Origin of the sequence: Pseudooceanicola atlanticus (genome assembly GCF_000768315.1) — a bacterium.
Classification (GTDB): domain Bacteria; phylum Pseudomonadota; class Alphaproteobacteria; order Rhodobacterales; family Rhodobacteraceae; genus Pseudooceanicola; species Pseudooceanicola atlanticus.
In genome coordinates this window covers 102379-126721 of sequence record NZ_AQQX01000003.1, presented here as the reverse complement: position 1 = coordinate 126721, position 24343 = coordinate 102379, and the positions used below count along the sequence as shown (strand labels likewise).

Annotated in this window: 27 protein-coding genes and 1 tRNA gene; 10 read left to right on the top strand and 18 right to left on the bottom strand. The window is 67.0% G+C overall.

What is annotated here, in order from left to right; translation table 11 throughout:
- Window positions 1-2 precede the first annotated feature (2 nt).
- Complete coding sequence (locus tag ATO9_RS08475) at window positions 3-1001, bottom strand: hypothetical protein (RefSeq protein WP_043747540.1); 999 nt, start codon at window positions 999-1001, stop codon at window positions 3-5.
- A gap of 190 nt (window positions 1002-1191) precedes the next feature.
- Between ATO9_RS08475 and ATO9_RS08470 the strand changes: the two genes are divergently transcribed.
- Window positions 1192-1710 (top strand): hypothetical protein, encoded by a 519-nt coding sequence (locus ATO9_RS08470; protein WP_238318702.1) that lies wholly within the window; start codon window positions 1192-1194, stop codon window positions 1708-1710.
- Between the two features lies 1 nt (window position 1711).
- Here the strand turns inward: ATO9_RS08470 and ATO9_RS08465 are convergent, their stop codons facing one another.
- Window positions 1712-2692: a zinc-binding dehydrogenase gene (locus tag ATO9_RS08465; protein ID WP_156127826.1), complete on the bottom strand. Its 981-nt coding sequence runs from the start codon at window positions 2690-2692 to the stop codon at window positions 1712-1714.
- A gap of 117 nt (window positions 2693-2809) precedes the next feature.
- Window positions 2810-2893 (bottom strand) — tRNA-Tyr (locus tag ATO9_RS24235).
- Window positions 2894-3141: 248 nt separating this feature from the next.
- On the opposite strand from ATO9_RS24235, the gene rlmB reads away from it, so the two are divergent.
- Complete coding sequence (rlmB, locus tag ATO9_RS08460; RefSeq protein WP_043748528.1) at window positions 3142-3921, top strand: 23S rRNA (guanosine(2251)-2'-O)-methyltransferase RlmB; 780 nt, start codon at window positions 3142-3144, stop codon at window positions 3919-3921.
- Between the two features lie 534 nt (window positions 3922-4455).
- A complete protein-coding gene (locus ATO9_RS08455) occupies window positions 4456-4929 on the top strand; it encodes a CoA-binding protein (protein WP_043747538.1) in 474 nt (157 codons plus the stop codon).
- 3 nt (window positions 4930-4932) lie between these two features.
- Here ATO9_RS08455 and ATO9_RS08450 read toward each other — a convergent pair whose 3' ends face one another.
- The 4 genes from ATO9_RS08450 to hisA form a co-directional block, all read right to left on the bottom strand.
- Window positions 4933-5244 (bottom strand): phosphoribosyl-ATP diphosphatase, encoded by a 312-nt coding sequence (locus ATO9_RS08450; protein ID WP_043747537.1) that lies wholly within the window; start codon window positions 5242-5244, stop codon window positions 4933-4935.
- A complete protein-coding gene (gene hisF, locus ATO9_RS08445; protein ID WP_043747536.1) occupies window positions 5241-6002 on the bottom strand; it encodes an imidazole glycerol phosphate synthase subunit HisF in 762 nt (253 codons plus the stop codon). The genes ATO9_RS08450 and hisF overlap by 4 nt, the downstream gene beginning before the upstream one ends.
- Before the next feature lie 139 nt (window positions 6003-6141).
- Complete coding sequence (locus ATO9_RS08440) at window positions 6142-6489, bottom strand: hypothetical protein (RefSeq protein WP_043747535.1); 348 nt, start codon at window positions 6487-6489, stop codon at window positions 6142-6144.
- Window positions 6482-7207 (bottom strand): 1-(5-phosphoribosyl)-5-[(5-phosphoribosylamino)methylideneamino]imidazole-4-carboxamide isomerase, encoded by a 726-nt coding sequence (gene hisA / locus ATO9_RS08435; protein WP_043747534.1) that lies wholly within the window; start codon window positions 7205-7207, stop codon window positions 6482-6484. The genes ATO9_RS08440 and hisA overlap by 8 nt, the downstream gene beginning before the upstream one ends.
- A 120-nt stretch (window positions 7208-7327) precedes the next feature.
- Between hisA and ATO9_RS08430 the strand changes: the two genes are divergently transcribed.
- Complete coding sequence (locus ATO9_RS08430) at window positions 7328-7714, top strand: DUF2147 domain-containing protein (RefSeq protein WP_043747533.1); 387 nt, start codon at window positions 7328-7330, stop codon at window positions 7712-7714.
- A 166-nt stretch (window positions 7715-7880) separates the two neighbouring features.
- Here ATO9_RS08430 and hisH read toward each other — a convergent pair whose 3' ends face one another.
- The 5 genes from hisH to edd form a co-directional block, all read right to left on the bottom strand.
- Window positions 7881-8519, bottom strand: coding sequence for an imidazole glycerol phosphate synthase subunit HisH (gene hisH, locus ATO9_RS08425; RefSeq protein WP_043748526.1), 639 nt, complete (start codon window positions 8517-8519; stop codon window positions 7881-7883).
- A gap of 106 nt (window positions 8520-8625) precedes the next feature.
- A complete protein-coding gene (hisB, locus tag ATO9_RS08420; protein ID WP_043747532.1) occupies window positions 8626-9213 on the bottom strand; it encodes an imidazoleglycerol-phosphate dehydratase HisB in 588 nt (195 codons plus the stop codon).
- Between the two features lie 194 nt (window positions 9214-9407).
- Entirely contained in the window at window positions 9408-10031 is a 624-nt protein-coding gene (locus tag ATO9_RS08415) for a hypothetical protein (RefSeq protein WP_043747531.1), read from the bottom strand.
- A gap of 83 nt (window positions 10032-10114) precedes the next feature.
- On the bottom strand, window positions 10115-10765 hold the full coding sequence (gene eda / locus ATO9_RS08410; protein ID WP_043747530.1) for a bifunctional 4-hydroxy-2-oxoglutarate aldolase/2-dehydro-3-deoxy-phosphogluconate aldolase: 651 nt from the start codon (window positions 10763-10765) through the stop codon (window positions 10115-10117).
- 8 nt (window positions 10766-10773) lie between these two features.
- Complete coding sequence (edd, locus tag ATO9_RS08405; RefSeq protein ID WP_043747529.1) at window positions 10774-12579, bottom strand: phosphogluconate dehydratase; 1806 nt, start codon at window positions 12577-12579, stop codon at window positions 10774-10776.
- Window positions 12580-12881: 302 nt separating this feature from the next.
- Between edd and ATO9_RS08400 the strand changes: the two genes are divergently transcribed.
- Together ATO9_RS08400 and ATO9_RS08395 are read left to right on the top strand one after the other, a co-directional pair.
- On the top strand, window positions 12882-14087 hold the full coding sequence (locus tag ATO9_RS08400; protein WP_043747528.1) for an RSP_2647 family RNA methyltransferase: 1206 nt from the start codon (window positions 12882-12884) through the stop codon (window positions 14085-14087).
- Entirely contained in the window at window positions 14084-14629 is a 546-nt protein-coding gene (locus ATO9_RS08395; RefSeq protein WP_043747527.1) for an RSP_2648 family PIN domain-containing protein, read from the top strand. The genes ATO9_RS08400 and ATO9_RS08395 overlap by 4 nt, the downstream gene beginning before the upstream one ends.
- Before the next feature lie 150 nt (window positions 14630-14779).
- Here the strand turns inward: ATO9_RS08395 and ATO9_RS08390 are convergent, their stop codons facing one another.
- The 5 genes from ATO9_RS08390 to ATO9_RS23430 all read right to left on the bottom strand — a co-directional run bounded on the left by ATO9_RS08390 (window position 14780) and on the right by ATO9_RS23430 (window position 18097).
- Window positions 14780-15784 carry an LLM class flavin-dependent oxidoreductase gene (locus tag ATO9_RS08390; protein ID WP_043747526.1) on the bottom strand — a complete coding sequence of 335 codons (1005 nt, stop codon included), beginning with the start codon at window positions 15782-15784 and terminating at the stop codon, window positions 14780-14782.
- 11 nt (window positions 15785-15795) lie between these two features.
- Entirely contained in the window at window positions 15796-16482 is a 687-nt protein-coding gene (locus ATO9_RS08385) for a M48 family metalloprotease (RefSeq protein WP_043747525.1), read from the bottom strand.
- Between the two features lie 98 nt (window positions 16483-16580).
- On the bottom strand, window positions 16581-17009 hold the full coding sequence (locus tag ATO9_RS08380; protein ID WP_156127825.1) for an OsmC family protein: 429 nt from the start codon (window positions 17007-17009) through the stop codon (window positions 16581-16583).
- 60 nt (window positions 17010-17069) lie between these two features.
- Window positions 17070-17693 (bottom strand): DedA family protein, encoded by a 624-nt coding sequence (locus ATO9_RS08375; protein ID WP_043747524.1) that lies wholly within the window; start codon window positions 17691-17693, stop codon window positions 17070-17072.
- Window positions 17690-18097 (bottom strand): hypothetical protein, encoded by a 408-nt coding sequence (locus ATO9_RS23430; RefSeq protein WP_052418190.1) that lies wholly within the window; start codon window positions 18095-18097, stop codon window positions 17690-17692. Before ATO9_RS23430 ends, ATO9_RS08375 begins: the two co-directional genes overlap by 4 nt.
- A 364-nt stretch (window positions 18098-18461) precedes the next feature.
- Between ATO9_RS23430 and ATO9_RS08365 the strand changes: the two genes are divergently transcribed.
- Window positions 18462-20690 (top strand): DEAD/DEAH box helicase, encoded by a 2229-nt coding sequence (locus ATO9_RS08365; protein WP_043747523.1) that lies wholly within the window; start codon window positions 18462-18464, stop codon window positions 20688-20690.
- A 6-nt stretch (window positions 20691-20696) separates the two neighbouring features.
- On the opposite strand, the gene ATO9_RS08360 is transcribed toward ATO9_RS08365, so the two are convergent.
- Window positions 20697-21626 (bottom strand): LysR family transcriptional regulator, encoded by a 930-nt coding sequence (locus ATO9_RS08360; protein ID WP_043747522.1) that lies wholly within the window; start codon window positions 21624-21626, stop codon window positions 20697-20699.
- 105 nt (window positions 21627-21731) lie between these two features.
- Here ATO9_RS08360 and ATO9_RS08355 point away from each other — a divergent pair, with 105 nt between their 5' ends.
- The 3 genes from ATO9_RS08355 to ATO9_RS08345 are packed head-to-tail and all read left to right on the top strand — an operon-like array spanning window position 21732 to window position 24340.
- Window positions 21732-22499 (top strand): cysteine hydrolase family protein, encoded by a 768-nt coding sequence (locus tag ATO9_RS08355; RefSeq protein ID WP_043747521.1) that lies wholly within the window; start codon window positions 21732-21734, stop codon window positions 22497-22499.
- Window positions 22500-22503: 4 nt separating this feature from the next.
- A complete protein-coding gene (locus tag ATO9_RS08350) occupies window positions 22504-23541 on the top strand; it encodes an ABC transporter substrate-binding protein (protein ID WP_043747520.1) in 1038 nt (345 codons plus the stop codon).
- Between the two features lie 7 nt (window positions 23542-23548).
- Window positions 23549-24340 (top strand): SDR family NAD(P)-dependent oxidoreductase, encoded by a 792-nt coding sequence (locus ATO9_RS08345; protein WP_043747519.1) that lies wholly within the window; start codon window positions 23549-23551, stop codon window positions 24338-24340.
- Window positions 24341-24343 lie beyond the last annotated feature (3 nt).

Genomic DNA, 24343 nt, shown 5'->3' with positions numbered 1-24343 from the left:
CCTCAGCGCATCCAGAAGCCTTCGCGCTTGATCCGGTTGCGGATGGCCTGTTCCTTGCGGGGCAGGTTGTCGCGATCGAAGAGCGCGCGGACCTTCTGGCCACGCCCCTGGTAGATCATCCGCTTGATCGGCTCATAATTCTTCAGCGTTTTCTTGATCTTGTTGGGCGAAGTTACATCTTCGATCACGTCGACGGCCCGGTCGGATTCGCGCGCATAGAGAAGCGGCAGCACCCGGTAATGACAGCTGTGGGACCCGTCGAGGTAGCCGGTCGGCAGCGCCTCGCGTCCGCCGCCCAGGGAATGGATCACCAGCGGCAGCGCCACCTGGTCCAGCCACGGATCCATGGTCTGCAACGCCAGTTCCGGCGGCGCGTCATCGCGGATCGCCACGGCATAGTCGAGGAACCGGTCACCAAAGACGCGCGGGCATTCGTAGTAGAAGAACCCGGCGTTGAAATAGAGGTAGCGGCGCCAATGTTCGTCGGGCTGGCCGAGGTCCAGCGAGCTTTCGAAGTCCAGCCCGAACTTGTCGTAGAGCGACTTCCAGATATCGCCGTAGCCGGGGCCATAAAGTTCGATCTTGGGCCATGTCCCCTCGACCCGCTGCGAGGCGGAAGGCCGCGAGAAATCGAACGGCACATCGTGCAGATCGTCCAGGATCAGCGTGTCGGTGTCGAAGAAGACGAAGGGCTCTTTCTCGGGCAGGGCCTGTAGCGCTTCGATCTTGTTGCCATAGGGGTAAGTCTGGCCGAAAACCTTGTTTTCAAAAGGAAGAATCGTGGCGCCCAGATCTGTCAGCAATTGCCGTACGGGGCCCTGCATGGTCGGGTTGCCGTCCCAGTTCGGGCCCGGCTGAGGTTCGGCCACGAAAAGCCGCGGCTTGCCCTTTGTGTTGGCGAAAAGCGAGGCGGCGAACATGATCGCCTCGTATTGAAGACGGCCGGACTGGCCGACAATCATGATATTGAAGTCGGGTGTCACAGCCCCTTGCTTTGCCATCGCAGTTTCTACCCTAAATTATTTGTAAATTATCAAAGCTTGGCGAGGCCGACCGTAGCAAAGATAATGGCAAAATAAAGGCAGAGTCTTGTGACGTCGCGCCGCAACGGAGTTTTCGCTTATGTTCTTTTGGATCTGGATCTTATTCATCGCAGGGGCCGCCGGTTTTTCGGGCGGATCGGGGACGGATATGGCCGTTTCGGTGCCGTCTGACAGGTCGGTCACCAGCACGATTTCGCGGCCCGCCACACCGTCGGAACCGGCCAGCCCCGCTGCTCCGGCGTCACCCGCCAGCCCGGATGCGCCGGCCGCAGCCGGAGGCCCCGTCTATACGGCAGAGCCGCAGATCCCGACCGGAAAATTCACCACCGCAACCGAGGTCAAGCCGATCCTGACCGCCACGAAATCCAGCTGGGTGGCGGTGCGGGAATATGACGGGCGCGACCTGGTCTACGTCACCCAGATCATGGCCTGGCGCTGCGGGCTGGTTGCGTTGCGGTTCTCGGTCAACGGGGAAGAGACGGCGGATTGGCAGCTTCCGCCCTGTCACGAGGATACCGCGGCTCCCAATGCGCTGACCCCCGATGACGGTTTGCCGTACCGCAGCTATCCTCTGGGATCGGTTGAGCAGGTGAATGTGCTGGTGGTCTATGACGACCTGACGGCGGACGAGGCCACCTTTCAGCGCAACCAGGTGCTGATGCCGTAACTCACTCCATCTTCACGACAATCTTGCCGAAATGCTGGTTGGCGGCCATCTCCTCAAGCGCCTTGGGCGTGTCGGTGAAGGGCAGGACACGGTCGATGGGCAGGCGCAGCTTGCCCTCGCGCAGGGCTGGCCAGAGATCGCGTTCCACGGCCTCGGTGATCACGCCCACCTCGTCGGCGGTGCGGGTGCGGAAGGTCACGCCGATATACTGGATGCGGCGCAGGGCGTGCAGGTCGAAATCGAACTCGGCGCGGGTCCCGGCCAGCCGCCCGACATTGACGATCCGCCCGCCGATGGCCGTGGCGCGCAGGGTTTCGTTGGTTCCAGGGCCCGAGAGCATGTCGACCACCAGGTCGACGCCGCGCCCGCCGGTGGCCTGCAACACCTGGTCGGCCCAGCCGGAGGCGGAGGTGTCGATCACCCCCTGCGCGCCGAACTCGGCCAGCCGGTCACGGCGCGTCGGATTGGTCGACGAGCCCAGCACCTGGCCCGCGCCCATCAGCCCTGCGATCTGAAGCCCCATGATCCCCACGCCGGAGGAGGCCCCGAGGATCAGCACCGATTCCCCTTTGCTCAAGCCGCCGTTCAGCACCAGTGCGTCATGCATCGTGCGCAGGGCGACGGAAAGGGTGGCGCCCTCGATTTCGCTCATGGTTTCATCGGGGTAGGCAAAGGTGCGGCGATGATCGGATAGCGCCTTTTCAGCAAAGCCGCCCAGCCCCGACGCCATCACGCGGTCGCCGGGCTTGAAGCGGGTGACGTTCGCGCCGACCTCTTCCACGACCCCGGCCCATTCCAGCCCCAGCACCGTGCCCGCCCCGCCGGCCGCGCCATGGGCATGCCCCGCCGCCATGCCCAGATCGGCGCGGTTCAGCCCGGCGGCGGTGACCCGGGTCAGAATGTCGTCGGGGCCGGGCGAGGGCACGGGCACCTCGGCTAGGGTTACCCCGGTTCCGGATTGTACGAATGCGCGCATGGTCATGATGGTCTCCTCCCGGTTCGAGAGTGACCTGACCGTGCGGTAAGTTGCAAGAGAAGACACTGGCAAAGCCGTGGTCAGGGCCCTGGCGACCACCATCAGAACTGTTCTGAGAGGAGATGGTGGGCGACCCTGGAATCGAACCAGGCATGGGTCTCCCCGGCGGAGTTACAGTCCGCTGCCGCACCTTGCAGCTCGTCGCCCTGATCTGGCCCGATATGCAATCCGGCGCTGATCGTGAGGGGGTCATTACTAAGCTGCCCGGGGGGCGTCAACAGGAAATCTCGACTTACCGCCCTTGTCGTCGCGGTCGTGGCGGCGCATGTTGCGTGGGGCCTCGAACGGGGCGAAAACGGGCGTCGGTATCACGTCGGTGCAACGTCGGTATCGCATCGGTGCCGGAACGGCGCCGGATCGGGGCACAGGACACGGCGCGGGATCGGGACATGACGATGAAAAAGCCGAAATGGGTGGTCGAGAAGGAACGCCAGCGCAAGGCGACGGAGGCCGAGACGGTCTGGCTCTTCGGGTTGCACGCGGTGCGCGACGCGCTGATGAACCCGGCGCGGGAAAAGCTGCGGCTGATCGTGACCCGAAATGCCGCCGACAAGCTGGGTGACGCGATCGGAGCGGCCGGGATCGAGCCGGAAATGGCCGATCCGCGCAAGTTCACCGCGCCGATCGACCCGCAATCGGTGCACCAGGGGGCCGCGCTGGAGGTGAAGCCGCTGGATTGGGGCCCGGTGGCCGAGCGCTGCCTTGGCGACGGCGAACGCGTGCCGAGGGTCGTGCTGCTGGACCGGGTGACCGATCCGCATAATGTCGGCGCAATTCTGCGCTCGTCCGAGGTGTTTGGCGCGCTGGCAGTGATCGGCATGCGCCACCATGCGGCGCCCGAGACCGGCGCGCTGGCCAAGACGGCGAGCGGCGCGCTGGAACGGCAACCCTATCTGCGCGTGCGCAACCTGGCCGACACGATCGGAGAGCTTCAATCCATGGGCTACCTGGTGCTGGGGCTGGACGGCGAGGCCGATATCACGCTGGAGCAGGCGGCGGAGGGCAAGCTGGACCGCCCGATTGCGCTGGTGCTGGGCGCTGAAGGACCGGGGCTGCGGCCCAAGACGAAGGACAGCTGCGATGCGCTGGTCCGGATCGACTTTGCCGGAAGTTTTGGTTCTTTGAACGTGTCCAACGCGGCCGCCGTGGCGCTCTACGCGGTGCGGCCGGCCTGAACGGCCACCGCATTCGCGCCGATGTTAACGCTTCGTTCACATTCGTATTACAACCTCTCCCTAGCCTGCCCAAGGCTTCCTATCTGAAGTCCTGAGATGCTGGACCGGAACTCCGGCATCCCTTTCACTGTCCCTCGTTCCGCACTGCGCCCGGGTTCTGCCCGGGCGTTTTTTTGCGACCCGTCCACTAAAACCCGTCCGCCAAAAGGCGCGCCTGCGGCGCACACGATTTTATCTTGCTCGGGCCGCAAGGGCCCTCAAGGGCGCTGCCCTTGAGAATCCCGGGATACTTGTCGGCCAGATGAATAGGGGGCGGGGCGCGGGTTTCGATCCTGCGCACTCACTTTTGCGGACTACCGGGCGCACGGGGACCGATTCCGCGCTGATCCCCTGCTTCATCTTGCCGGAAATACTCCGGGGTAGCGCCCAAAGCGCAGCTTTGGGCGCCAGGGGCAGAGCCCCTGCTGCGAAACGGATCGGGGCGCGTGACGATTGGGCATTGCGGCCTGGCGGAGGCTGGATCATCTTGGCCCCATGAGCGAGACCTATACCGACCCGTTCCTCAGGGACATCCTGCGCCGCACCAAGGTGATTGCCGTGGTGGGCGTGTCGACGAATCCCGTCCGGCCCAGCTATTACGTTGCGCGCTACCTGTCGTTGAAAGGGTTCAAGGTGATCCCGGTCAACCCGGTCGCGGCGGGTGAAGTGCTGTTCGGCCAGACGGTCCGGGCCAGCCTGTCGGAGATTGAGGCGCCGGTCGACATGGTGGACATCTTCCGCAGGTCCGAACATGTGCCGCCCATCGTCGAGGAGGCGATGGCCGCGTTCCCGACCCTCAAGACCGTCTGGATGCAGATCGGCGTGGTCAACGAAGAGGCCGCGGCGGCGGCGCAGGCCAAGGGGATCGACGTGATCATGAACCGTTGCCCGAAGATCGAATATCAGCGCCTGTTCGGAGAGCTGCGGATGGGCGGATTCAATACCGGGGTAATCTCGTCGAAGCTGTGAGGTTCAGCCGCGGCTGGCCTTTTCGGCGATGCCGGAGGTGCCTTCGCGGCGTTCCAGCTCGGCCAGGACCTGGGCGAGGGACACGTCCCGCGCGGCCAGCATGACCAGCAGGTGGTAGAGCACGTCCGCGGCCTCCGACGTCAGGCGATCGCGGTCGCCCTTGGTGGCCTCGATGATCGCCTCGATCGCTTCCTCGCCGAATTTCTCGGCGCATTTCTCCGGCCCCTTGGCGAGCAGTTTTGCTGTCCAGGAGGTGTCGGGATCGGCGCCCTTGCGGGCCTCGATCGTGGCGGCGAGGTCGTCGAGAATGCTCATGTCAGCCTCATCGGGATGCCGGCGGCGGCCATGTGTTCCTTGGCCTCGCGGATCGTGTGGTCGCCGAAATGGAAGATCGAGGCGGCCAGCACGGCCGATGCGCCACCCTCGGTGACGCCCTCGACCAGGTGATCGAGCGTGCCGACGCCGCCCGAGGCGATGACCGGGACCGACACCGCGTCCGAGATCGCCCGGGTCAGCGGCAGGTTGAAGCCCGCGCGGGTGCCGTCGCGGTCCATCGAGGTCAGCAGGATCTCTCCGGCGCCTTTCGACGCCACAAGCCTGGCGAATTCGACCGCGTCGATGCCCGTGGGTTTGCGGCCGCCATGGGTGAAGATCTCCCACCGGCCCGGTTCGACCGTCTTGGCGTCGATCGCGACGACGATGCATTGCGATCCGAAGTGATCCGCGGCCTCGGCCACGACATCGGGGTTGGCGACGGCGGCAGAGTTGAAGGACACCTTGTCGGCGCCCGCCAGCAGCAGGTTTCGCACATCCGCCACGGTGCGGACGCCGCCGCCCACGGTCAGGGGAATGTAGCATTGTTCCGCCGTACGCGTGACGACGTCGAACATGGTGCCGCGGTTTTCATGGGTGGCGTGGATGTCGAGGAAACAGAGCTCGTCCGCGCCGGCGGCGTCATAGGCGCGGGCGGCGTCCACGGGATCGCCCGCATCGCGCAGGTCGACGAAGTTCACGCCTTTGACGACGCGGCCATCGGCGACGTCGAGGCAGGGGATGATGCGGGTCTTCAACATGGTTCGTGTCTTACGCCGGGCCGCGGGGCGGCGCAACGATTTGCGCAGTCCCGCGGGTATGTGTCGTGGCTTGGCTGCGAATTGTCTTGTGGCTTGGCTGCGCCGGGTGTCGTGGCCTGGCTGCGCTTTTGGGCGTGGTTCAGCCGCGCCTTGCGTTGCGGCGGGTCCAGTATTCGGCGAGCGCGGCAATCGGCACGGCGACCGGGCCGGCGATCAGACCGGGCAGGGAGGCCAGGCTGCCGAACTTTCCGATCGCCAGCGCGGCAGAGGTATCGACGGAGGGGCTGGGGCAGGTCATTTCCCGCACCGACGGGCCAGTGCAATCGGCGGCGACTGCCATGGCCTCGGCCCCCATGATGAGGATCAGACCGACGGCGGTGGCCCCGCCCAGGATCAGCAGCAACCAGCGGGAGCCGCGGTTCTTGGCGTAGAACCCGGCGGCGAAGGAGGCCACGCTGAGCAGCAGCGGAACGAAGAGATCACCCATCCTTCAGGGCCTCCAGCGCCTCTTTCAGGTCGAGCGCGCCATCATAGAGCGCCCGGCCCGAGATCGCGCCGTTGAGCGGTGCGCCGCAGGTCTTGAGCGCGACCAGGTCCTCGAGCGAGGAGACGCCGCCCGAGGCGATCACGGGGATCGACACGGCATTCGCCAGCTCGGCGGTGGCGGCGATATTGGGGCCCTGCATCGCGCCGTCGCGGTTGATGTCGGTGTAGATGATCGCGGCCACGCCGGCATCCTCGAAGGAGCGGGCGAGGTCGGTGACCATGACATCGGTTTCCGTGGCCCAGCCCTTGGTGGCGACGCGGCCGTTGCGGGCGTCGATGCCGACGGCGACCTGGCCGGGGAAGGCGCGGGCCGCTTCGCGCACCAGCGCGGGGTTCTCGACCGCGACGGTGCCCAGGATCACGCGGGCCAGGCCCTTGGACAGCCAGGCCTCGATCGTGGCCATGTCGCGGATGCCGCCGCCCAGCTGGGCGGGGACCTTGGTGGCGGCGAGGATCGCCTCGACCGGGGCGGCGTTGACCGGTTCACCGGCGAAGGCGCCGTTCAGGTCCACGAGGTGGAGCCATTCGCAGCCCGCCTCCACGAATTCCATCGCCTGGGCGGCAGGGTCGTCATTGAAGACGGTCGCCTTGTCCATGTCCCCCTTGAAGAGACGCACGGCCTTGCCGTCCTTGAGGTCGATGGCGGGGTAGAGGATCATCACGCGGGCCCTTTGTCTGCTTTCGCGCCGTTTTGCATGACGCGGGGGGAATTGCAACGCGGGCTTGCCCGGACGGGGCGCTGCGGGCAGGATCGGCGCAAACGCAGTGGAGGAGTAATCATGCGGAATATCCTGGCAAGTCTTGCGGCCATGGCGCTGAGCGCAGGCGCGGCCCTGGCCGATCCTGTGGAGGGCGTCTGGCAGACGCAGGTGGATGACGGGGCCTATGCCCATGTCACCATGTCGCCCTGCGGGTCGAATTATTGCGGCGTGATCTCGCGGACGTTCAATTCCGACGGGGAGTACAAGTCGGCCAATATCGGCAAGCAGCTGGTGCGGGACATGTCGCCCCAGGGCGGCGGCAAGTACGAGGGCAAGGTCTGGCGCCCGTCCAACAACAAGATCTACATCGGCAAGATGAACCTGTCGGGCAACCGGCTGGAGCTGAAGGGCTGTGTCGCGGGCGGCCTGATCTGTTCAAGCCAGACCTGGGCGAAGGTTCAGTAATCCGCGATTTCCCGGTCGGGACCGTGTAAGCCCCCGTGTCTGGCGCGGGGGTTTTTCTTTTCTTGCCCGTGGGTTGGGCGGAGAGGTTCGGGTTTTGCCTGAGGGGACTGTAGGGCGCGGTGATCGCAGGCCCTGGCCGGTGGCGGCTGGTCCGCGGGGTCTGTGCTCAGGGCGTCCAGGTCAGGAAGTTGGCGATGAGGCGCAGGCCGGTGGCCTGGCTTTTCTCCGGGTGGAACTGGGTGCCGATCATGGTGTCACGGCCGACGATGGCAGTGACCGGCGCGCCGTATTCGACATGGGCCAGCAACTGGTCGGGCGCGGCGACAGCCATGTGGTAGGAATGCACGAAATAGGCGTGTTGCCCGGTTTCGATACCCGCGAGGACGGGGTGCGGCTGATCCACGACCAGGTCGTTCCAGCCCATATGCGGCACTTTCAGCGCTGGATCGGCGGGGGTGATGCGGGTGACTTCACCATCGATCCAGCCGAGGCCGCGGGTTTCCTCATATTCATGGCCAATCCGGGCCATCAACTGCATGCCGACGCAGATGCCCATGAAGGGGCGGCCGCGCTCTTCGACGGCCTCGCGCAGGGCGTCGTAGACATTTTCGCGTCCTTTCAGGGCCTTGGCGCAGGCCGGGAAGGCGCCGTCACCGGGCAGGACGATGCGGTCGGCGCGGGCCACGTCCTCGGCCTTGTCCGAGACGATGACCTCTCCGGCATCGGTTTCGCGGGCCATCCGCTGGAAGGCCTTTTCGGCGGAATGCAGGTTGCCGCTTTCGTAATCGATGAGCACGGTAAGCATCGCGATGTCCTTGATCACTCGGTCCGGGGCCAGTCTGTCGGGCCGGCGCGGGGCCGGCCAGAGGCGGGGTGCCGTGAAAGCGTCGCGGGGTCAAGCCCCGCGCCGGTCAGAGCGTCCCCTTGGTGGAGGGGATCGCATCGCCCTTGCGCGGATCGGGCTCCACCGCTTCGCGCAGGGCGCGGGCGACGGCCTTGAACGCGGCCTCGGCGATATGGTGCGAGTTCAGCCCGGCCAGCGCGCTGACATGCAGGGTGATGCCGCCATGAGTCGACAGGGCCTGGAAGAATTCGCGGACCAGTTCGGTGTCGAAGGTGCCGATCTTGTCGGTGGTCAGGTCGACATCCCAGACCAGGAAGGGCCGCCCCGACAGGTCGAGCGCGGCGCGCACCAGCGCGTCATCCATCGGCAGCAGGCAGGAGCCGTAGCGGCGAATGCCGCGCTTGTCGCCCAGGGCCTTGGTCAGGGCCTGGCCCAGGGCGATTCCGCAATCCTCGACGCTGTGGTGGTCGTCGATATGGGTGTCGCCCTTGCAGGTGACGGTCATGTCGATCAGCGAATGGCGGGCCAGCTGGTCGAGCATGTGGTCGAAGAACCCGATCCCGGTCTGCATGTCATAGCGGCCGGTGCCGTCCAGATCGACACTGACTTTGATCTCGGTCTCGGCCGTTTGACGGCTGATTTCGGCGCTGCGCATATCGCCTCCGCTTGCTGTTCGGGGGTCTTATAGGAACAGCCGGGCCGGGGGCCAAGCGAAAGCGGTGGTGCCGGGAAAATCCGTGTGAGAGCGCGACCTTGCTGCATCGCGGGCGAAGCGGGGCGCGCGGGTGCGTGGTTGCGATGCGGGGGGCCGGCCCGGGATCGGCTGCGCGATCCGGGCCGGGTGGCGCGTCACATGTAGTCGTGCATGTCGGCGCGGCCCGGCGCGCCGGGCAGATCGAGGCGCGCCCAGCTGCCCAGCGGCCCGTCGGTCGGGGCGAGGGTCAGCACACCGCCCGCCTGGTTCGCCAGGCGCCGCGCCAGCAGCAGGTCGATCCGCAGGGCGTGGTCGGTGGCGCGCTTGTAGCCCTGATACCCGGGCTTGCCGGGTTGATGCGGCAGGAAGTGGATGGAGAGCAGCGGCGGCCCACCATCCGAGGTCAGCCAGACCGGGCCATGGGCGGTGCCGCGGGCGCGCACGGCCGTCAGCAGCAGGTGCTGGAAGAGATCGGAGAGCCGGTCGGGGCATCCATGAACCTCGTCGCTTTCGATCCAGCATTCGATGCGCGGCAGGGCCGGGTCGCGGGCGGCGAGCCGGGCCAGCAGTCGGCGCAGCGACAGGGTCTGCATCTGGGCAAGGCCGGCGGTCGGCACGGGCGGATGGCCATGATCGGCAAGGGCGCGGGCGGTGACGGGGCTGCCCTGGGTCCGCATCCGGGAGGTGAAGGCGGGCAGGGTGCTGCGGGCGCCCCTGGACCGTGCGAATCCCGGTGGCGGTCCCTGAAAATCTTGAGAAATCAGGTCTGTACGCGGCATGTTGCTTTCCTTTCTGGCCTGGCTGCCGGACGGAGTTCTTCCGCCTTTGACCAGGGGTCTAAAGGAAAGGGGTTAAAGAACCCTCAGCTTGCGCCCAGCATCGATGCCTCGCGCGCCAGTGCCTCGATCCCGGCCCAATCGCCCGAGGCAAGCTTGTCCGCCGGGGCGACCCAGGACCCGCCGACGCAGGCGATATTGGCCAGCGACAGGTAATCGGCCGCGTTGGAGGGCGTGACGCCACCCGTCGGGCAGAAGAGGATCTGCGGGATCGGGGCACCGATCGCCTTGAGCGCCTTGGCGCCGCCCGCGACCTCGGCCGGAAAGAACTTCTGGGTGGTGTAGCCGCGTTCCAGCAGAGCCATCGCCTCGCTCGCCGTGGCGGCGCCGGGCAGCATGGGCAGGCCCATTTCCTCGGCCGCGTCCAGGATGCGGTCGGTGGCGCCGGGCGAGACGCCGAACTTGGCCCCCGCCTCGAGCGCGGCTTCGACATCGGCGGGGGACAGGATGGTGCCGGCCCCGGGGATGCCACCTTCGACGCCGGACATCTCCCGGATCACGTCTAGCGCGGCCGGGGTGCGCAGCGTCACCTCGAGCACCGGGAGGCCGCCGGCGACCAGCGCCTTGGCGAGCGGTGCGGCATGGGCGACATCCTCGACCGTGAGAACGGGGATGACGGGGGCGGTGCGGCAGAGCTTTTCCGCGGCGATGCTGGCGTCCTGGGGGGTGATGCTCATCTGGGACCTCAAACGACGTTGGCCGCGCCGGCGCTGGAGGGCCCGGCATTCTGGCGGAAGATTTCGAACAATTCGCGACCGATGCCGAAGCTGTTGGCCGACAGGTCGGGCGTGGCGGCGGGACGATCCAGCGCGCCGTCGGTCAGCACGTCGATCGTGCCCGCGACCGCGTCGACGCGGATCACGTCGCCATCCTTGATCCTGGCGAGCGGCCCGCCATCGGCGGCCTCGGGGGCGACGTGGATCGCGGCGGGCACCTTGCCGGAGGCGCCGGACATCCGCCCGTCGGTCAGCAGCGCGACCTTGAGCCCGCGATCCTGCAGCACGGCCAGCGTCGGCGTCAGGGAGTGCAGTTCGGGCATGCCGTTGGCGCGGGGGCCCTGGAACCGGACGACGACCACGGTGTCGGAGGTGAACTCGCCCGCCTTGAACGCCGCCTTGACGCTTTCCTGGTCTTCGAAGACGCGGGCCGGGGCCTCGATCACATGCCGTTCGGAGGCAACGGCGGAGACCTTCATGATCCCGCGGCCAAGGTTGCCGTCGAGCGATTTCAGTCCGCCGGTGGCCTGGAAGGGATCGGTGGCCGGGCGCACGATCTTGTCATTCTCGGATTGCCGGGGGCCGGGTTCATAGGTCACGCGCCCCTCGGACAGCTTGGGTTCGCGGGCATAGGCGGCAAGGCCCTCTCCGGCGATGGTCTCGGTGTCGTCATGCAGCAGCCCGGAATCGAGCAACTGGCCGATCAGGTAGCCCAGGCCACCCGCCGCGTGGAAGTGATTCACGTCCGCCAGCCCGTTGGGATAGACCTTGGCCATCAGCGGCGTGACCGAGGAGATCGCCTCGAAATCGTCAAGCTCCAGGATGATGCCGGCGGCCTTGGCCATGGCCGGCATGTGCAGCACGAGGTTTGTCGAGCCGCCAGTGGCCATCAGCCCGACGATGCCGTTGACGAAGGCCTTGGCGTCGAGGATCTGGCCCGCCGGGCGGAAATCGTTGCCGAGCGCTGTGATTTCGATCGCGCGTTCGACCCCGGCGACGGTCAGGGCGTCGCGCAGCGGGGTGTTCGGATTGACGAAGGACGCGCCGGGCAGGTGCAGCCCCATGAATTCCATCAGCATCTGGTTGGAATTGGCGGTGCCGTAGAAGGTGCAGGTGCCGGGCGAATGGTAGGAGGCCATCTCGGCGGCCATCAGCTCGTCCCGGCCGATCTCTCCGGCAGCGAATTGCTGGCGGACCTTGGCCTTTTCGTCATTGGGCAGGCCCGAGGGCATCGGCCCGGCGGGCAGGAAGACCGCGGGGATATGGCCGAAGGTCGCCGCGGCCATGACAAGGCCCGGCACGATCTTGTCGCAGACCCCGAGATAGAGCGCGGCGTCGAAGCAATTGTGCGACAGCGCGACCCCTGCGGACAGCGCGATGACGTCCCGCGAAAACAGCGACAGCTCCATCCCCGGCTGGCCCTGGGTGACGCCGTCGCACATGGCGGGCACGCCGCCGGCGACCTGCGCGGTAGCCCCCTTGGCGCGGGCGGCGGCGCGGATCAGGTCAGGAAACCGTTCGAAGGGCTGATGGGCCGAGAGCATGTCGTTATAGGCGGTGACGATGCCGAGGTTCGCGGCCTTGCCGGTGGCCAGCGCGTCCTGGTCGTCGGGCACACCCGCATAGGCGTGGGCCTGGTTGCCGCAGCTGAGATGGGCACGCACCGGTCCGGCCTCGGCGGCGCGGGCCATGCGATCCTCGTAGCCCTGGCGCGGGCCGGCGGAGCGTTCGATGATGCGGTCGGTGACTTCGGCGATGACGGAGTTGAGCGGCATGGGATCTCCTGTCTGGCAATCGGCTGTCGCCGCAGGGCACCGGACCATCCGGCGCGCGGGGGCAGGTAAAGCTTAACAGGCGGTGTTGGCGCTAACAAGGGCGCCGCCGGGCGCAAATCGTCCGGGGCATCGCACCGCCTGTACCGCCAGTCTACAGGTTGCGACGGTGAGCGCGACCCTCAAGCGGCATATGCGGCGCATCTTTCCGGACCGGAGGGCCGGGCGGTCAGGAAAGCGGCGGTGAACCGGCCGGCTGCGCGAGGGATCTTCCCCCGGACCTGACAACGCGCTAGAGCAGCGCCATGTCTGATGATCTCCCCTCGATCCGCCTGAAGCCCAAGATGGACCCGCGCCGTATCCGGTTCGGATACCCTTGGGTCTATGACAACGAACTGGTGATGGACCGCCGGACCAAGGCGATTGCGCCCGGGTCGCTGGCGGTGCTGGAGGATGCCGGGCGCGAGCCGATGGCGCTGGTCGCGGTCACGCCGGGATCGCGGATCGCGGGCCGTGTTCTGGATGCGCCGGGGGTGACCGCGCTGGACCAGGGCTGGTTCAGGGCGCGGCTGGCGCGGGCGTTGGCGCTGCGCGAACGGCTGTTCGACCAGCCGTTTTACCGCCTCGTCCATGCCGAGGCCGACGGATTTCCCGGCGTCATCATCGACCGGTTCGGCGATGCCTGCGTGATCCAGCCCAATGCCGCCTGGGCGGAAACCCATCTTGAGGTTCTGGTCGCGGCCCTGGTCGAGGTGACGGGCGTCACATGCGTGCTGAAAAGCGCGGGCGGTCGGGCGCGGGTGCTGGAGGGGCTGGACGACAAGGATGCCGTGCTGGTCGGTACGGCGCCCGGGGCCCCGGTGCCGGTGCAGATGAACGGCGCCACCTACATGGCCGACCTGACCGGCGGCCAGAAGACAGGGCTGTTCTACGACCAGCGGCCCAACCATGCCTTTGCCGCAAGGCTGGCGCAGGGCGCGCGGGTCCTGGACGTGTTTTCCCATGTGGGCGGGTTCGGCCTGGCCTGCCTGGCGGGGGGCGCGACTTCGGCCCTGGCGGTGGACGGATCGGACCCGGCGCTGTCGCTGGCGCGGGACGGAGCGGAGGCCGCAGGGCTTTCGGACCGGTTCGAGACCCGCAAGGGCGACGCTTTCGACGTGCTGACCGAGTTGGGCGAGGCTGGCGAGAGGTTCGATGTCGTCATCTGCGATCCGCCGGCCTTCGCGCCGTCGAAAAAGGCGCTGGATGCCGGGCTGCGCGCCTATGAGCGCGTGGCACGACTGGCTGCGCCGCTGGTGGCGGAGGGCGGCTATCTGGGCCTGTGTTCCTGTTCCCATGCGGCCGATCTGGAGAAGTTCCGCACCGCCTGTATCCGCGGGATCGGGCGGGGCTTGCACGGCACGGGCCGAGGATCACAGCTGATCCATACGGGCTATGCCGGGCCGGATCATCCGATGCATCCGCAACTGGCCGAGAGCGGCTATCTCAAGGCACTGTTCTTCCGGCTATGAAACTGCTGCTGGATGCCTGCGTCCTGTATCCGACGGTGATGCGCGAAGTGCTGATGGGGGCGGCCTCGGCGGGCCTCTACCAGCCGCTCTGGTCCGAGCGTGTGCTGGAGGAATGGGCCCGCGCCGTCGCCCGCAATGAACCGGGGCAGGAGGTCTTTGCCCGGGGCGAGATCGCGAGCCTGTCGGCGGCCTGGCCGCGGGCCCGCGTGACGGTGCCCGAGGGGATGGAGGCGCGTTTGTGGCTGCCCGACCCGGCCGACATCCATGTGCTGGCCGCCGCGGTGGCGGGATCGGCGGACGGGATCGTGACGATGAACGCCAAGGATTTCCCGCGCAACATCCTGGCCGAAGAGGGGCTGACCCGGGCCGACCCGGATACGCTTCTGCTGGGCTTCTTCGAGGCGCAGCCGGAGGTGATGCGCAGTGCCTGCGACGCGGTTCTTGCCGAGGCGCGAAGGCTGTCCGGCGAGGACTGGACCATGCGGGCCCTGATGAAGAAGGCGCGGATGCCGAGGCTGGGCAAGGCGCTGGTGGCGGCCTGATTTTTCAGTTTGGCAGGCGTAGCCTGCGGTCAGGCGAGTATGGCAGGTGAGTGCCGTGTTTGACTCGAATGACCGGCCCGGCGGCAGCGCCGGGCAGCAAAATTACGGGCTTGTTGGGGCCGCTCGGCTTGCGGAGCTCAGGCGGAGCGGTCAGGCCGCGACAGCCACGCCACCCAGACTTTGCAGGGCCTCGGCGCCGATGCGGAGCGATTCGAGGCGGGCCTGGTGGTCGTGGATCTGGGCGTTCACGATGACCTCGTCGGGCTGGTAGCGCTCGATCAGGGTCGACAGCTGGTACTTGACCTGCTGCGGGTCGCCGATGGCGCTGACCGTGAACCGGCTCTGGGCGGCGGCGATCCAGTCGGGTGGCAGGTGATCCTCAAGCCGCTCAACCGGGCGCGGCAGGGGGCCGGGCAGGCCCTGGCGCAGCTTGGCAAAGCCCAGAACGGCGGAGGATTGGGCGTAACGCGCCTGTTCCTCGGTCGCGGCGGCGAAGACGTTCATGGCCACCATGAAATGCGGTTTTTCCAGGTATTCCGAAGGTTTGAAGGTGCGGCGGTAAATCTCTCCGGCCTCTTCCAGCGCTTCGGGCGCGAAATGCGAGGCGAAGGCGTAGGGCAGACCCAGATGTGCGGCCAGTTGCGCGCCATAGAGCGAGGAGCCGAGGATCCATACGGGAACGTTAGTGCCCATCCCCGGCACGGCCTTGAGCCGCTGGCCGTCTTCGACCGGGCCGAGATAGGCCAGCAATTCCAGCACATCCTGCGGGAAGGTGTCCTGCTGGGTCATGTGGCGGCGCAGGGCGCGGGCGGTTTCCATGTCGGTGCCCGGCGCGCGGCCGAGGCCAAGGTCGATCCTGTCGCCATGGATCGTGGCCAGCGTGCCGAACTGCTCGGCGATGACCAGCGGCGCATGGTTGGGCAGCATCACCCCGCCGGAGCCCACGCGGATCCGCTTGGTCGCCCCGGCGATATGGCCGATCAGCACCGAGGTGGCCGAGGATGCGATGCCCGGCATGTTGTGATGTTCGGCCAGCCAGTGCCGGTGATAGCCAAGCGCCTCTGCATGTTGGGACAGTGACACGGAATTGGCGATCGCCTGCTGCGCGGTGGAGCCTTCGGGGATCGGGGCGAGATCGAGGAGGGAGTAATGCATCTGGGACTTTCTCAGGATTGCTGCCAGCCGTCCGAGAGGCGGCGGATGGCGGCGATCCGTTCTTCGGGTTTCGGGTGGCTGAGCAGCCAGGCAGGGGCTGCGCCATGGTTCGACTTGGTCAGCGCGGCGAGCTTTTCGAACAGGCTGATCTGGTTCTGCACGCCGATGCCGGACTTGGTCAGCAGGGCCGCGGCATAGGCGTCGGCCTCGTATTCGTCGCTGCGCGACAGGCGCGCGGCCAGGAGGGAGGTCAGCAGCCCCGCGATCCAGCCGCCGATGCCCGGAAGGATGCGCGACAGCACCATGCCAAGCGCGGAGCGCAGGGCGTTCTGGCCGGAAAAGTCGATCAGCCGGCGGCGGGTGTGGTTGAGCGCGACGTGGCCCAATTCATGCGCGATCACGGAGGCGAGTTCCTCGGCCGTGACCTCGCCCGCGTTGTACTTGTTGAGGAATCCGCGGGTGATGAAGATGCGGCCGTCAGGCACGGCCATGCCGTTGACGGGCTCGATCTCGTAGACATGGACCTCGATCCGGGGCAGGTCGAGCGCCTGGGCCATCTTGTCGGTCATCGCCTTGAGCCGCGGATCGGCGAGGCGGGTGGACTTGGCGTCCAATTCCTTCTTCAGCCGCCAGGACGAGAATTGCCAGGCGACGATGCCGTAGAGGATGGCCAGAAGGATCGGGGTGAACCGCAACATGTCTCAGATATGGGACGGCACGCGCCCGGGCACAAGCCGAAGCCATGCCCGAAGCGCGTCCCGAATTGGTGAGCTTACGGCGTAAGCCCGGTCTCCGCTCAGGCGAGCTTCGCGTCGAGCGTGATATCCGCGCCCTTGTAGAGCTTGGAGATGGGGCAGCCGGCCTTGGCGTTTTCCGCCGCTTCCTTGAACTTGGCCTCGTCCGCACCGGGTATCTTGGCGGTCAGGTCCAGGTGCACCGACTTGATTTCGAACCCTCCTTCGACCTGGTCCATGGCGACGGTGGCCTTGGTCGAGATCTCCTCGGCCTCCATGCCGGCCTGTTCCAGTTGCAGCGAGAGCGCCATGGAGAAGCAGGCGGCATGTGCGGCGCCGGCCAGTTCCTCGGGATTGGTGCCGGGTTCGCCTTCGAAACGTTGCTTGAAACCGTATTGCGCCTTGTCCAGCACGCCCGATTCCGTGGAGACGATGCCGGAGCCGCCCTTGATCGTGCCGTTCCAGATGGCGGAGCCGAATTTCTTGATCATGGTGTTTCCTTTCCTTTGCGTTGGAAGGAAGGGGAGTGCGGCGGCGCGGGATTTCAAGTCTCAGGAGGTCGAGGCGTCCCGGTCACCGGCCCGACGTGCGCGACGCAGCGCCTGCCGCAGCCAGAGCCCCGCGACGACCATCACCGCCACAGCGGCTAGCAGGCCGACCAGCGCCTGGCTGATCTGGGCCAGCATGGTGATGCGGGTGGCGAAGAAATAGCCCAGGCTGACATAGGTCGCGACCCATATGACCTCTCCGGCGGCGGCCCAGAGGGTGAAGCGCGGCCAGGGCAGACGGGCCGAGCCAGCGGCGAAGTTCACGTAAGGCCCGAGCGGGGAGAGCAGCCAGCGCGACAGGAACACGGCCCCCGCGCCCCGTTTGCGCAGCATGGCTTGCGCGCGGGTGAAGGCGAGGGCGGGTTTGGTGCCATCGCGCAGGCGATTGTCGAGCCATCGGCCCCCGGCGTGGCCGATCCGGTAGCCCAGCTGATCCCCCAGTACGGCGCCGAGGAACGCGCCCGCCATCGCGCCGGGTAGGGAGAGGTCGCCGGACACGGCCAGCGCACCCGCGCCCAGCATCATCAGCGAGGCCGGCACCGGCATGGCCAGGCAGCTGAGGCAGGTGATGACGGCAAGGATGGGGACACCGCCGGTGGCCAGGGCGTTGAGCAGCCATTCCGTCATTCGGACGGGGCCTGTTCCGTTGGGGGCTCTTCCGTTGGAGCATGCGTGTTTGGGGCCTGTCCGGATTGGGACTGTTCAGCCAGGAAAGCGGCCAGGTCGGCAATGAGGACATCCGCGGGCACGCCAAGGTCGTCGGCGATGTCCTTGAGACTACGGTGTTTCTTTGGCGGCTGGTCCAGCCCGATCTGCCGCAGCACCATGTCGGGGGGCAGGTGCCAGGAATGGGCGACATAGCCCGGCGTCATCCAGGGTTCGGGATGCTGGCGGCGATGCTCGGGGTCGGCCCAGTAGGCGGTGAAGAGCGTCAGGCGTACGGCCAGCACCAACGCGGCCAGCGCGGCGGCCGCGAAAAGCGACAGGGCGATCGGGTGATGCCGCCAGAGATGGCGCAGCGGGCCGGGCATTGGGGCCTCCTTCCGGTTGAGTGTGAGCCTGTGCGCGTCCGGGTCAAGGGGCGGCGGCGGGCTGGACCATTTTGCGGCGGGCGGCGCTGGAATTACAGTCGATCCGAAGAGGTTTCCGGCTGACGCGCGGCCCATTGCGCCGGGACCGCGAAGGCGGCGCGCAGGGCGGGACCCGAGCAAAAGCATAGGTCGGGCCGGTCACAGCGCTGAATCCCGCCGTTTGGCGCATATTCCGCCGGATGCGGCGCAATCCGGAGTATACAGAGCCCGCATGATGCGTTAGGGGACCCTTTTTCCCGGCCTCGTTGAAATCCCTGTCGTGCTGGCAGGCCGTGGCCGTCACGCTCTCTAGATCGGTTACCTGATGATCCAGACCCTCTCCGATGCGCTCGCCGAGCGCGGATATGACACGCTCACCCCGGTACAGGAGGCGGTGACCGATCCTGAGCTGGAGGGCGCGGACCTGCTGGTTTCGGCCCAGACCGGGTCGGGCAAGACGGTGGGGTTCGGCCTGGCGATCGGGCCGACGTTGCTGGACGAGGCGGGCCGGCTGGGCCCGGCGGCGACGCCGCTGGCACTGGTGATCGCGCCGACGCGGGAACTGGCCTTCCAGGTAAAACGCGAGCTTGACTGGCTCTATGCCAAGGCCGGGGCGCGTGTGACCTCCTGCGTGGGGGGCATGGACATGCGCGACGAACGCCGGGCGCTGGAACGTGGGGCGCATATCGTGGTGGGCACGCCGGGGCGCCTGGTCGACCATATCAAGCGCGGATCGCTGGACATGGCCAGCCTGCGGGCGGTGGTGCTGGACGAGGCCGACGAGATGCTGGACCTGGGCTTCCGCGAGGACCTGGAATTCATGCTGGGCGAGGCGCCGGAGGACCGGCGCACGCTGATGTTCTCGGCCACGGTGCCGCCGATGATCGCGACGCTGGCCCAGAAATACCAGCGCGACGCGGTGCGGGTCACGACGGTGTCGGAGAAATCCCAGCACAGCGACATCACCTACCAGGCACTGACGGTGGCGCAGCATGATGCGGAAAACGCGATCATCAACGTGCTGCGATTCCACGAGGCGCAGAACGCCATCGTCTTTGCCAATACGCGGGCGACGGTGAACCGGCTGACCGCGCGCTTTGCCAACCGTGGGTTCCAGGTCGTCTGCCTGTCGGGCGAGCTGAGCCAGACCGAACGGTCCCACGCGCTTCAGGCGATGCGGGACGGGCGGGCGCGGGTCTGCGTGGCCACCGACGTGGCGGCGCGGGGCATCGACCTGCCGAACCTGGAACTGGTGATCCATGCCGAACTGCCGAAGAACACCGAAGGCCTGCTGCACCGTTCGGGCCGGACGGGTCGTGCCGGGCGCAAGGGGATCTCGGCTCTGGTCGTGCCGCCGAAGCTGGCGAAACGGGCGGAGCGGCTGCTGAAGTCTTCGCGCGTGACCGCCGAGTGGATCACCGCGCCGAGCGCGGAAGACATCCGTCGCAAGGATGAGGAACGCCTTCTGGCCGATCCCGCCTGGACCGAGGAAATCACCCCAGAAGAAGCCGAATTCGCCGAGCGCCTGCTGGGCCTGCAATCGCCCGAAGCCATCGCGGCGGCCTGTCTACGGCTCTACCGTGCCAACAATTCCGCGCCCGAAGAGCTGTCGGCGCCGGATGCCCGCCCCGAGCGGAAGGAACGTGCGCCTTTCGGCCCGAGCCGCTGGTTCGCCCTGTCCGTGGGCCGCGACGACCGGGCAGAGCCGCGCTGGATCCTGCCGATGCTGTGCCGCGCGGGCAACCTGACCAAGGAATCCATCGGCGCGATCCGGGTGCAGCCCAAGGAGACGTTCGTCGAATTGGCAGAGCCTGCGGTCGACAATTTCCTTGCCTCGCTGGGCGACGGCAAGACGCTGGAAGACGGCGTGACGGTTCGGCCCGCAGACGGCCCGCCGGATCACAGCCGTGGCCCGCGCCCCGAATGGGACGACCGCCGGCCGTCGGGTGGCAAACCCTACAAGGACAAGCCGCGCCGGGAGGCGCCGGTGAACGCCGCGCCCGCGGCCGAGGCCGCCCCGGCGGAGTCCGCGCAATCCGAGGCGCCCGTGGCCCGGACAGAGCGTCCGGCCCCGGCGCGCAAACCGTCCTCCAAGAAGGTCTGGGACGAGGGCAAGGTGCGTGCGCCGCGTCCTCCGCGTTACGAAGAGGACGAGCCGCGCAGATACGAGGGCAAGCCCGAGGGCAAACCCAAGCCCAAGACCGCCCGCGGTGGCGAGGCGGCCCCGAAATGGAAGCGCGACAAAGCCGACCGGGGCGATGACGGCGCCCATGGCAATGCCAAGCCGCGCGGCCAGGATCGCGGTGACGCACGCGGCGGCGGCAAAGGGGCGCCGGGCAAGGGGGGCGGCAAACCCTGGAGCGGCAAGCCGGGGGGTAAACCTTCGGGCGGCAAACCGGGTGGCAAGCCCACGGGCGGCAAGCCCGGTGGCGGGAAGCCGGGAGCGCCCAAGGGCGCGCCGAAACGCTCTGCCGCGTCGGATACCTCGAAGCGGTTCACGCCGCCCAAGGGCGGCAAACCCGGCGGGTCGCAGCCGCCGAAGCGCAAGCGCTGAGGTCGCTCAGGTCTCGATCGTGCCGTAACGGTCCGCCAATTCGCGGATGATCTGTTCGGAAAACCGCGAGACCGCGACGGGCAGGGGGCGTTCCCATTTCTGCCCCACGAAAAGCATCCCGCTGGACACGTCCCGCGGGTCAATGGGGCGGCTGACGAGGTCGCCCTCTCCGGCGCCGGTTCCACCGGCCTCGCCGGGCACGCCGATTTCGATCTGGAAGGTGATGGCGTCGCTGAGGGCCACATGGGCCTTGAGCATCTCGAAGGAATTTGCCTCGAGCACCGGCGGTTTGACGAAGGTCTTGCCGACCAGCGCGCGTTCGATCAGGGCACGGCCGCCGAACCAGCGGAAGGGCAGGATCAGGCGGTACTGGTAGCATTGGCGCAGGCGCAGCATGTCGTATTGCGCCAGCGGATGGTCCCGCGCCATCACCGCGCGCAGCGATTGCGGCACCCCCATCAGAACCTTGTAATCCGGCGCGCTGCGTTCGTCGAAGACGATTCCCAGGTCGATCTCGTAACTGTCGAGTTTCCGCGCAACATCAATATGTTCCATGATCTCGACGCTGAAGGTCACGTTGGGAGAGTCGGCCTGGAACCTGGCGATTTCGCGGGGCAGGAAGTAGGGGGCGAGCGCCTGGCTGCACCCGATGCTGACATGACCCCGGCGCACCCCTGACAGATCGGCGATGCGCGATTGAAGTCGCTCGGTTTCGGCCAGCGTCTCGCGGATATGCAGGATCACCAATTCACCCGCCGTGTTCAGGCGCACGCCCTTGGAGGTGCGTTCGAAGATCGGGTAGCCCAGCTCGTCCTCGTATCCCTGTAGCCGCCGCTGCACCGCTGAGGGCGTTTGCGACAGGATTTCGGCCGCGGCACGGATCGAACCGGTGCGGGCGATTTCATCGATGGTGCGGAACGTGGTCAGGTGTCTCATGACACAGCCTTAGCCCCGTGTTGCGTTTTCGGCAACGGGGAGGTGGAAATTTAGCAGACGACAGCTACGCACTGCTTTGCCCATGATCAGGACCAGGAGAGATCGATGACCACGACGACGACCCGACATGACGACAGATGGCACCGTGACGGGGATCACGTGTCCCTGCTGCGGAACCGTCCCGCGCCGCGCCCCGTGGCGTTTGACGCACAGCCGGACCCGGTGCGCATCGACATGGCGCGCGCCGCCTTTGTCATCGTGGACATGCAGAACGATTTTCTCTCGGACGGGGGATGGTTTCCCGAACGTGGCACCGATCCGGAGCCGCTGCTGGAGATCGTGCCGCGCATCAACGCCGTGGCCGATGCCTTCCGCAAGATGGGGGCGCCGGTCATCCACCTGAACTGGGGCGTGCGCGCCGATGTCGCCAACCTGCCGGCCAACGTGCTGGACAAGGCGACGGGCTGCGGGGCGCTGCCCGGCTATGGCGACGAGATCGCCACCGGCCCCGTCCTGGTCGAGGGAAGTTGGGGCGCGGCCTCGCATCCCCTCATCACCCGCGCGCCTGGCGATATCGCGGTTTCGAAACACCGGCTGTCGGGGTTTCGGGACAACGAATTGGACCAGGTTCTGCGCCGTTACGGCGTCGAGACGCTATTCTACGCGGGCGTCAATCTCGACCGCTGTGTGTTCGCCACCCTGATGGATGGCTGTTTCCAGGGCTATGACGCCGTTCTGGTCCAAGACGCCACGACCACCGTTTCGCCGGCCGAGGTCGGCGAAGCGATCCTCTACCTCATCCGCCTTCTCTATGGCTTCACCACAAACAGTGCCGACCTTCTCAGAGCGCTGGACAGATCCGACAAGGAGTAAACCAATGAAACTGAACCGCCGTCAATTCACCCAGCTTGCGGGGGCGAGCCTTGCCACCACGCTGGCCGCACCCGCCATCGCGCAGGGCAAGACCAAGCTGAACATGATCCTCAACTGGCGCTACCAGGGCCCGCAGGCCTGGTTCTTCCTGGCGCAGGACAAGGGCTATTTCGACGAGGTCGGCATCGAGATGGTGATGGACCAGGGCAGCGGGTCCGGCGCGGCCGTGGGCCAGGTGGCCGGTGGCGCCTATGACGTGGGCTTTGGCGATGTGAATGCGCTGATCCAGCTGGCCGCCGAAAAACCCGAAGAGGCTCCGATCAACGTCTACCAGATGTACAACACGCCGCCCTTCACCGTGGGGGTGCTGTCCTCGTCCGACATCAAGACGGCGAAGGACCTGGAGGGGCGCCTGCTGGGCGGGTCCGCCAATGACGGCGCGCTGAAGCTGTTCCCGGCCTTCGCCAGTGTCGCGGGAATCGACACGTCCGGCGTGGAGATCATGAACTTCAAGTCGAACTTGCGCGAACAAATGCTGCGCACCGAACAGGTCGAGGGCGTCTTCGGCTACGTCAACACGATCCGGTTCTCGGCGATGCTGTCGGGGATGAACCCGGACGAGGATATCCGCTTCATCAAGTTCTCGGATTACGGGATGGACCTCTATTCCAACGCGATGATCGTGTCCAAGACGCTGGCCACCGAGAACCCCGAGCTGGTCAAGGGCATGAACTGGGCGATCAACGAGGGCATCAAGGACACGCTGGCCGACATGGATGCGGCGATCGACGCCGTCGCCTCGCGCGAACCGCTGATCGACAAGGAGGTCGAGAAGCTGCGCCTGATCGCCACCCTGCAGGACGAGATGAACGCGCCCGAGATCGCCGAAACCGGCCTGGGCAATCCCGACGAGGAGCGGTTCAAGCGGGCCATCGGCATCGTCGTCGAAGCACGCGGCCTGCCGCGCACGCCGGACATGTCCGAGGTGTTCACCCCCGAGTTCCTGCCGCCGGCGGAAGACCGGATCTACAAGCTGCTGTGACGCCAAGATGGAACTGAACTTGAAAGACAAGGTGGTGGTGGTCACCGGCCCGGCCAAGGGCATGGGGGCCGCCATCACCCTGGGGTTCGCGCGCGAAGGCGCGAACCTCGCCCTTCTGGGCCGGGATGTCGAGGCCATCGCGCCGGTGCAGGGCGAGGCCGGCACCCTGGGCGTCGCGGCCGAGATCTTTGCCTGCGACGTGACCGACAGTGCGGCCGTCGACCAGGTTGTCGCGGCGGTGCTGGCACGGTTTGGCCGGATCGACGTGCTGGTCAACGTGGCCGGCGGAACTGGTCCCATCGGCAAGACCGGGGTCGAAACGACGGCGGCGGAGTTCGACGAGATCGTGCACCTGAACATGCGCGGCCCCTTCAACCTGATCCGCGCCGTGGCGCCGGTGATGCAGGGGCAGGGCGGAGGCAAGATCGTCAATGTCGGCGGCACGTTCGGGATGCGCGGGCGGGCGATGCGACTGGCCTATTCCAGCTCCAAATGGGGGCTGCGCGGGCTGACCAAGAGTTTCGCGCTGGAACTGGGACCGGACAACATCAACGTGAACCTCGTGGCGCCGGGCATGGTCGACGGGCCGCGGTTCCGCGACAAGGTCGTGCCGCAGGTCGCGGCGCAATACGGCATCAGTGAAGACGAGGCGGCGGCCAAGCACGCCTCTGATTACGCGCTCGGGCGGGTCAGCACGGACGAGGATATCGCCTCGGCCACGCTGTTCCTGGCCTCGGATCGCGCGCGCCAGATCACCGGGGTCGACCTGCCGGTCGACGGTGGCTGGGCATCTTTGTGAGGA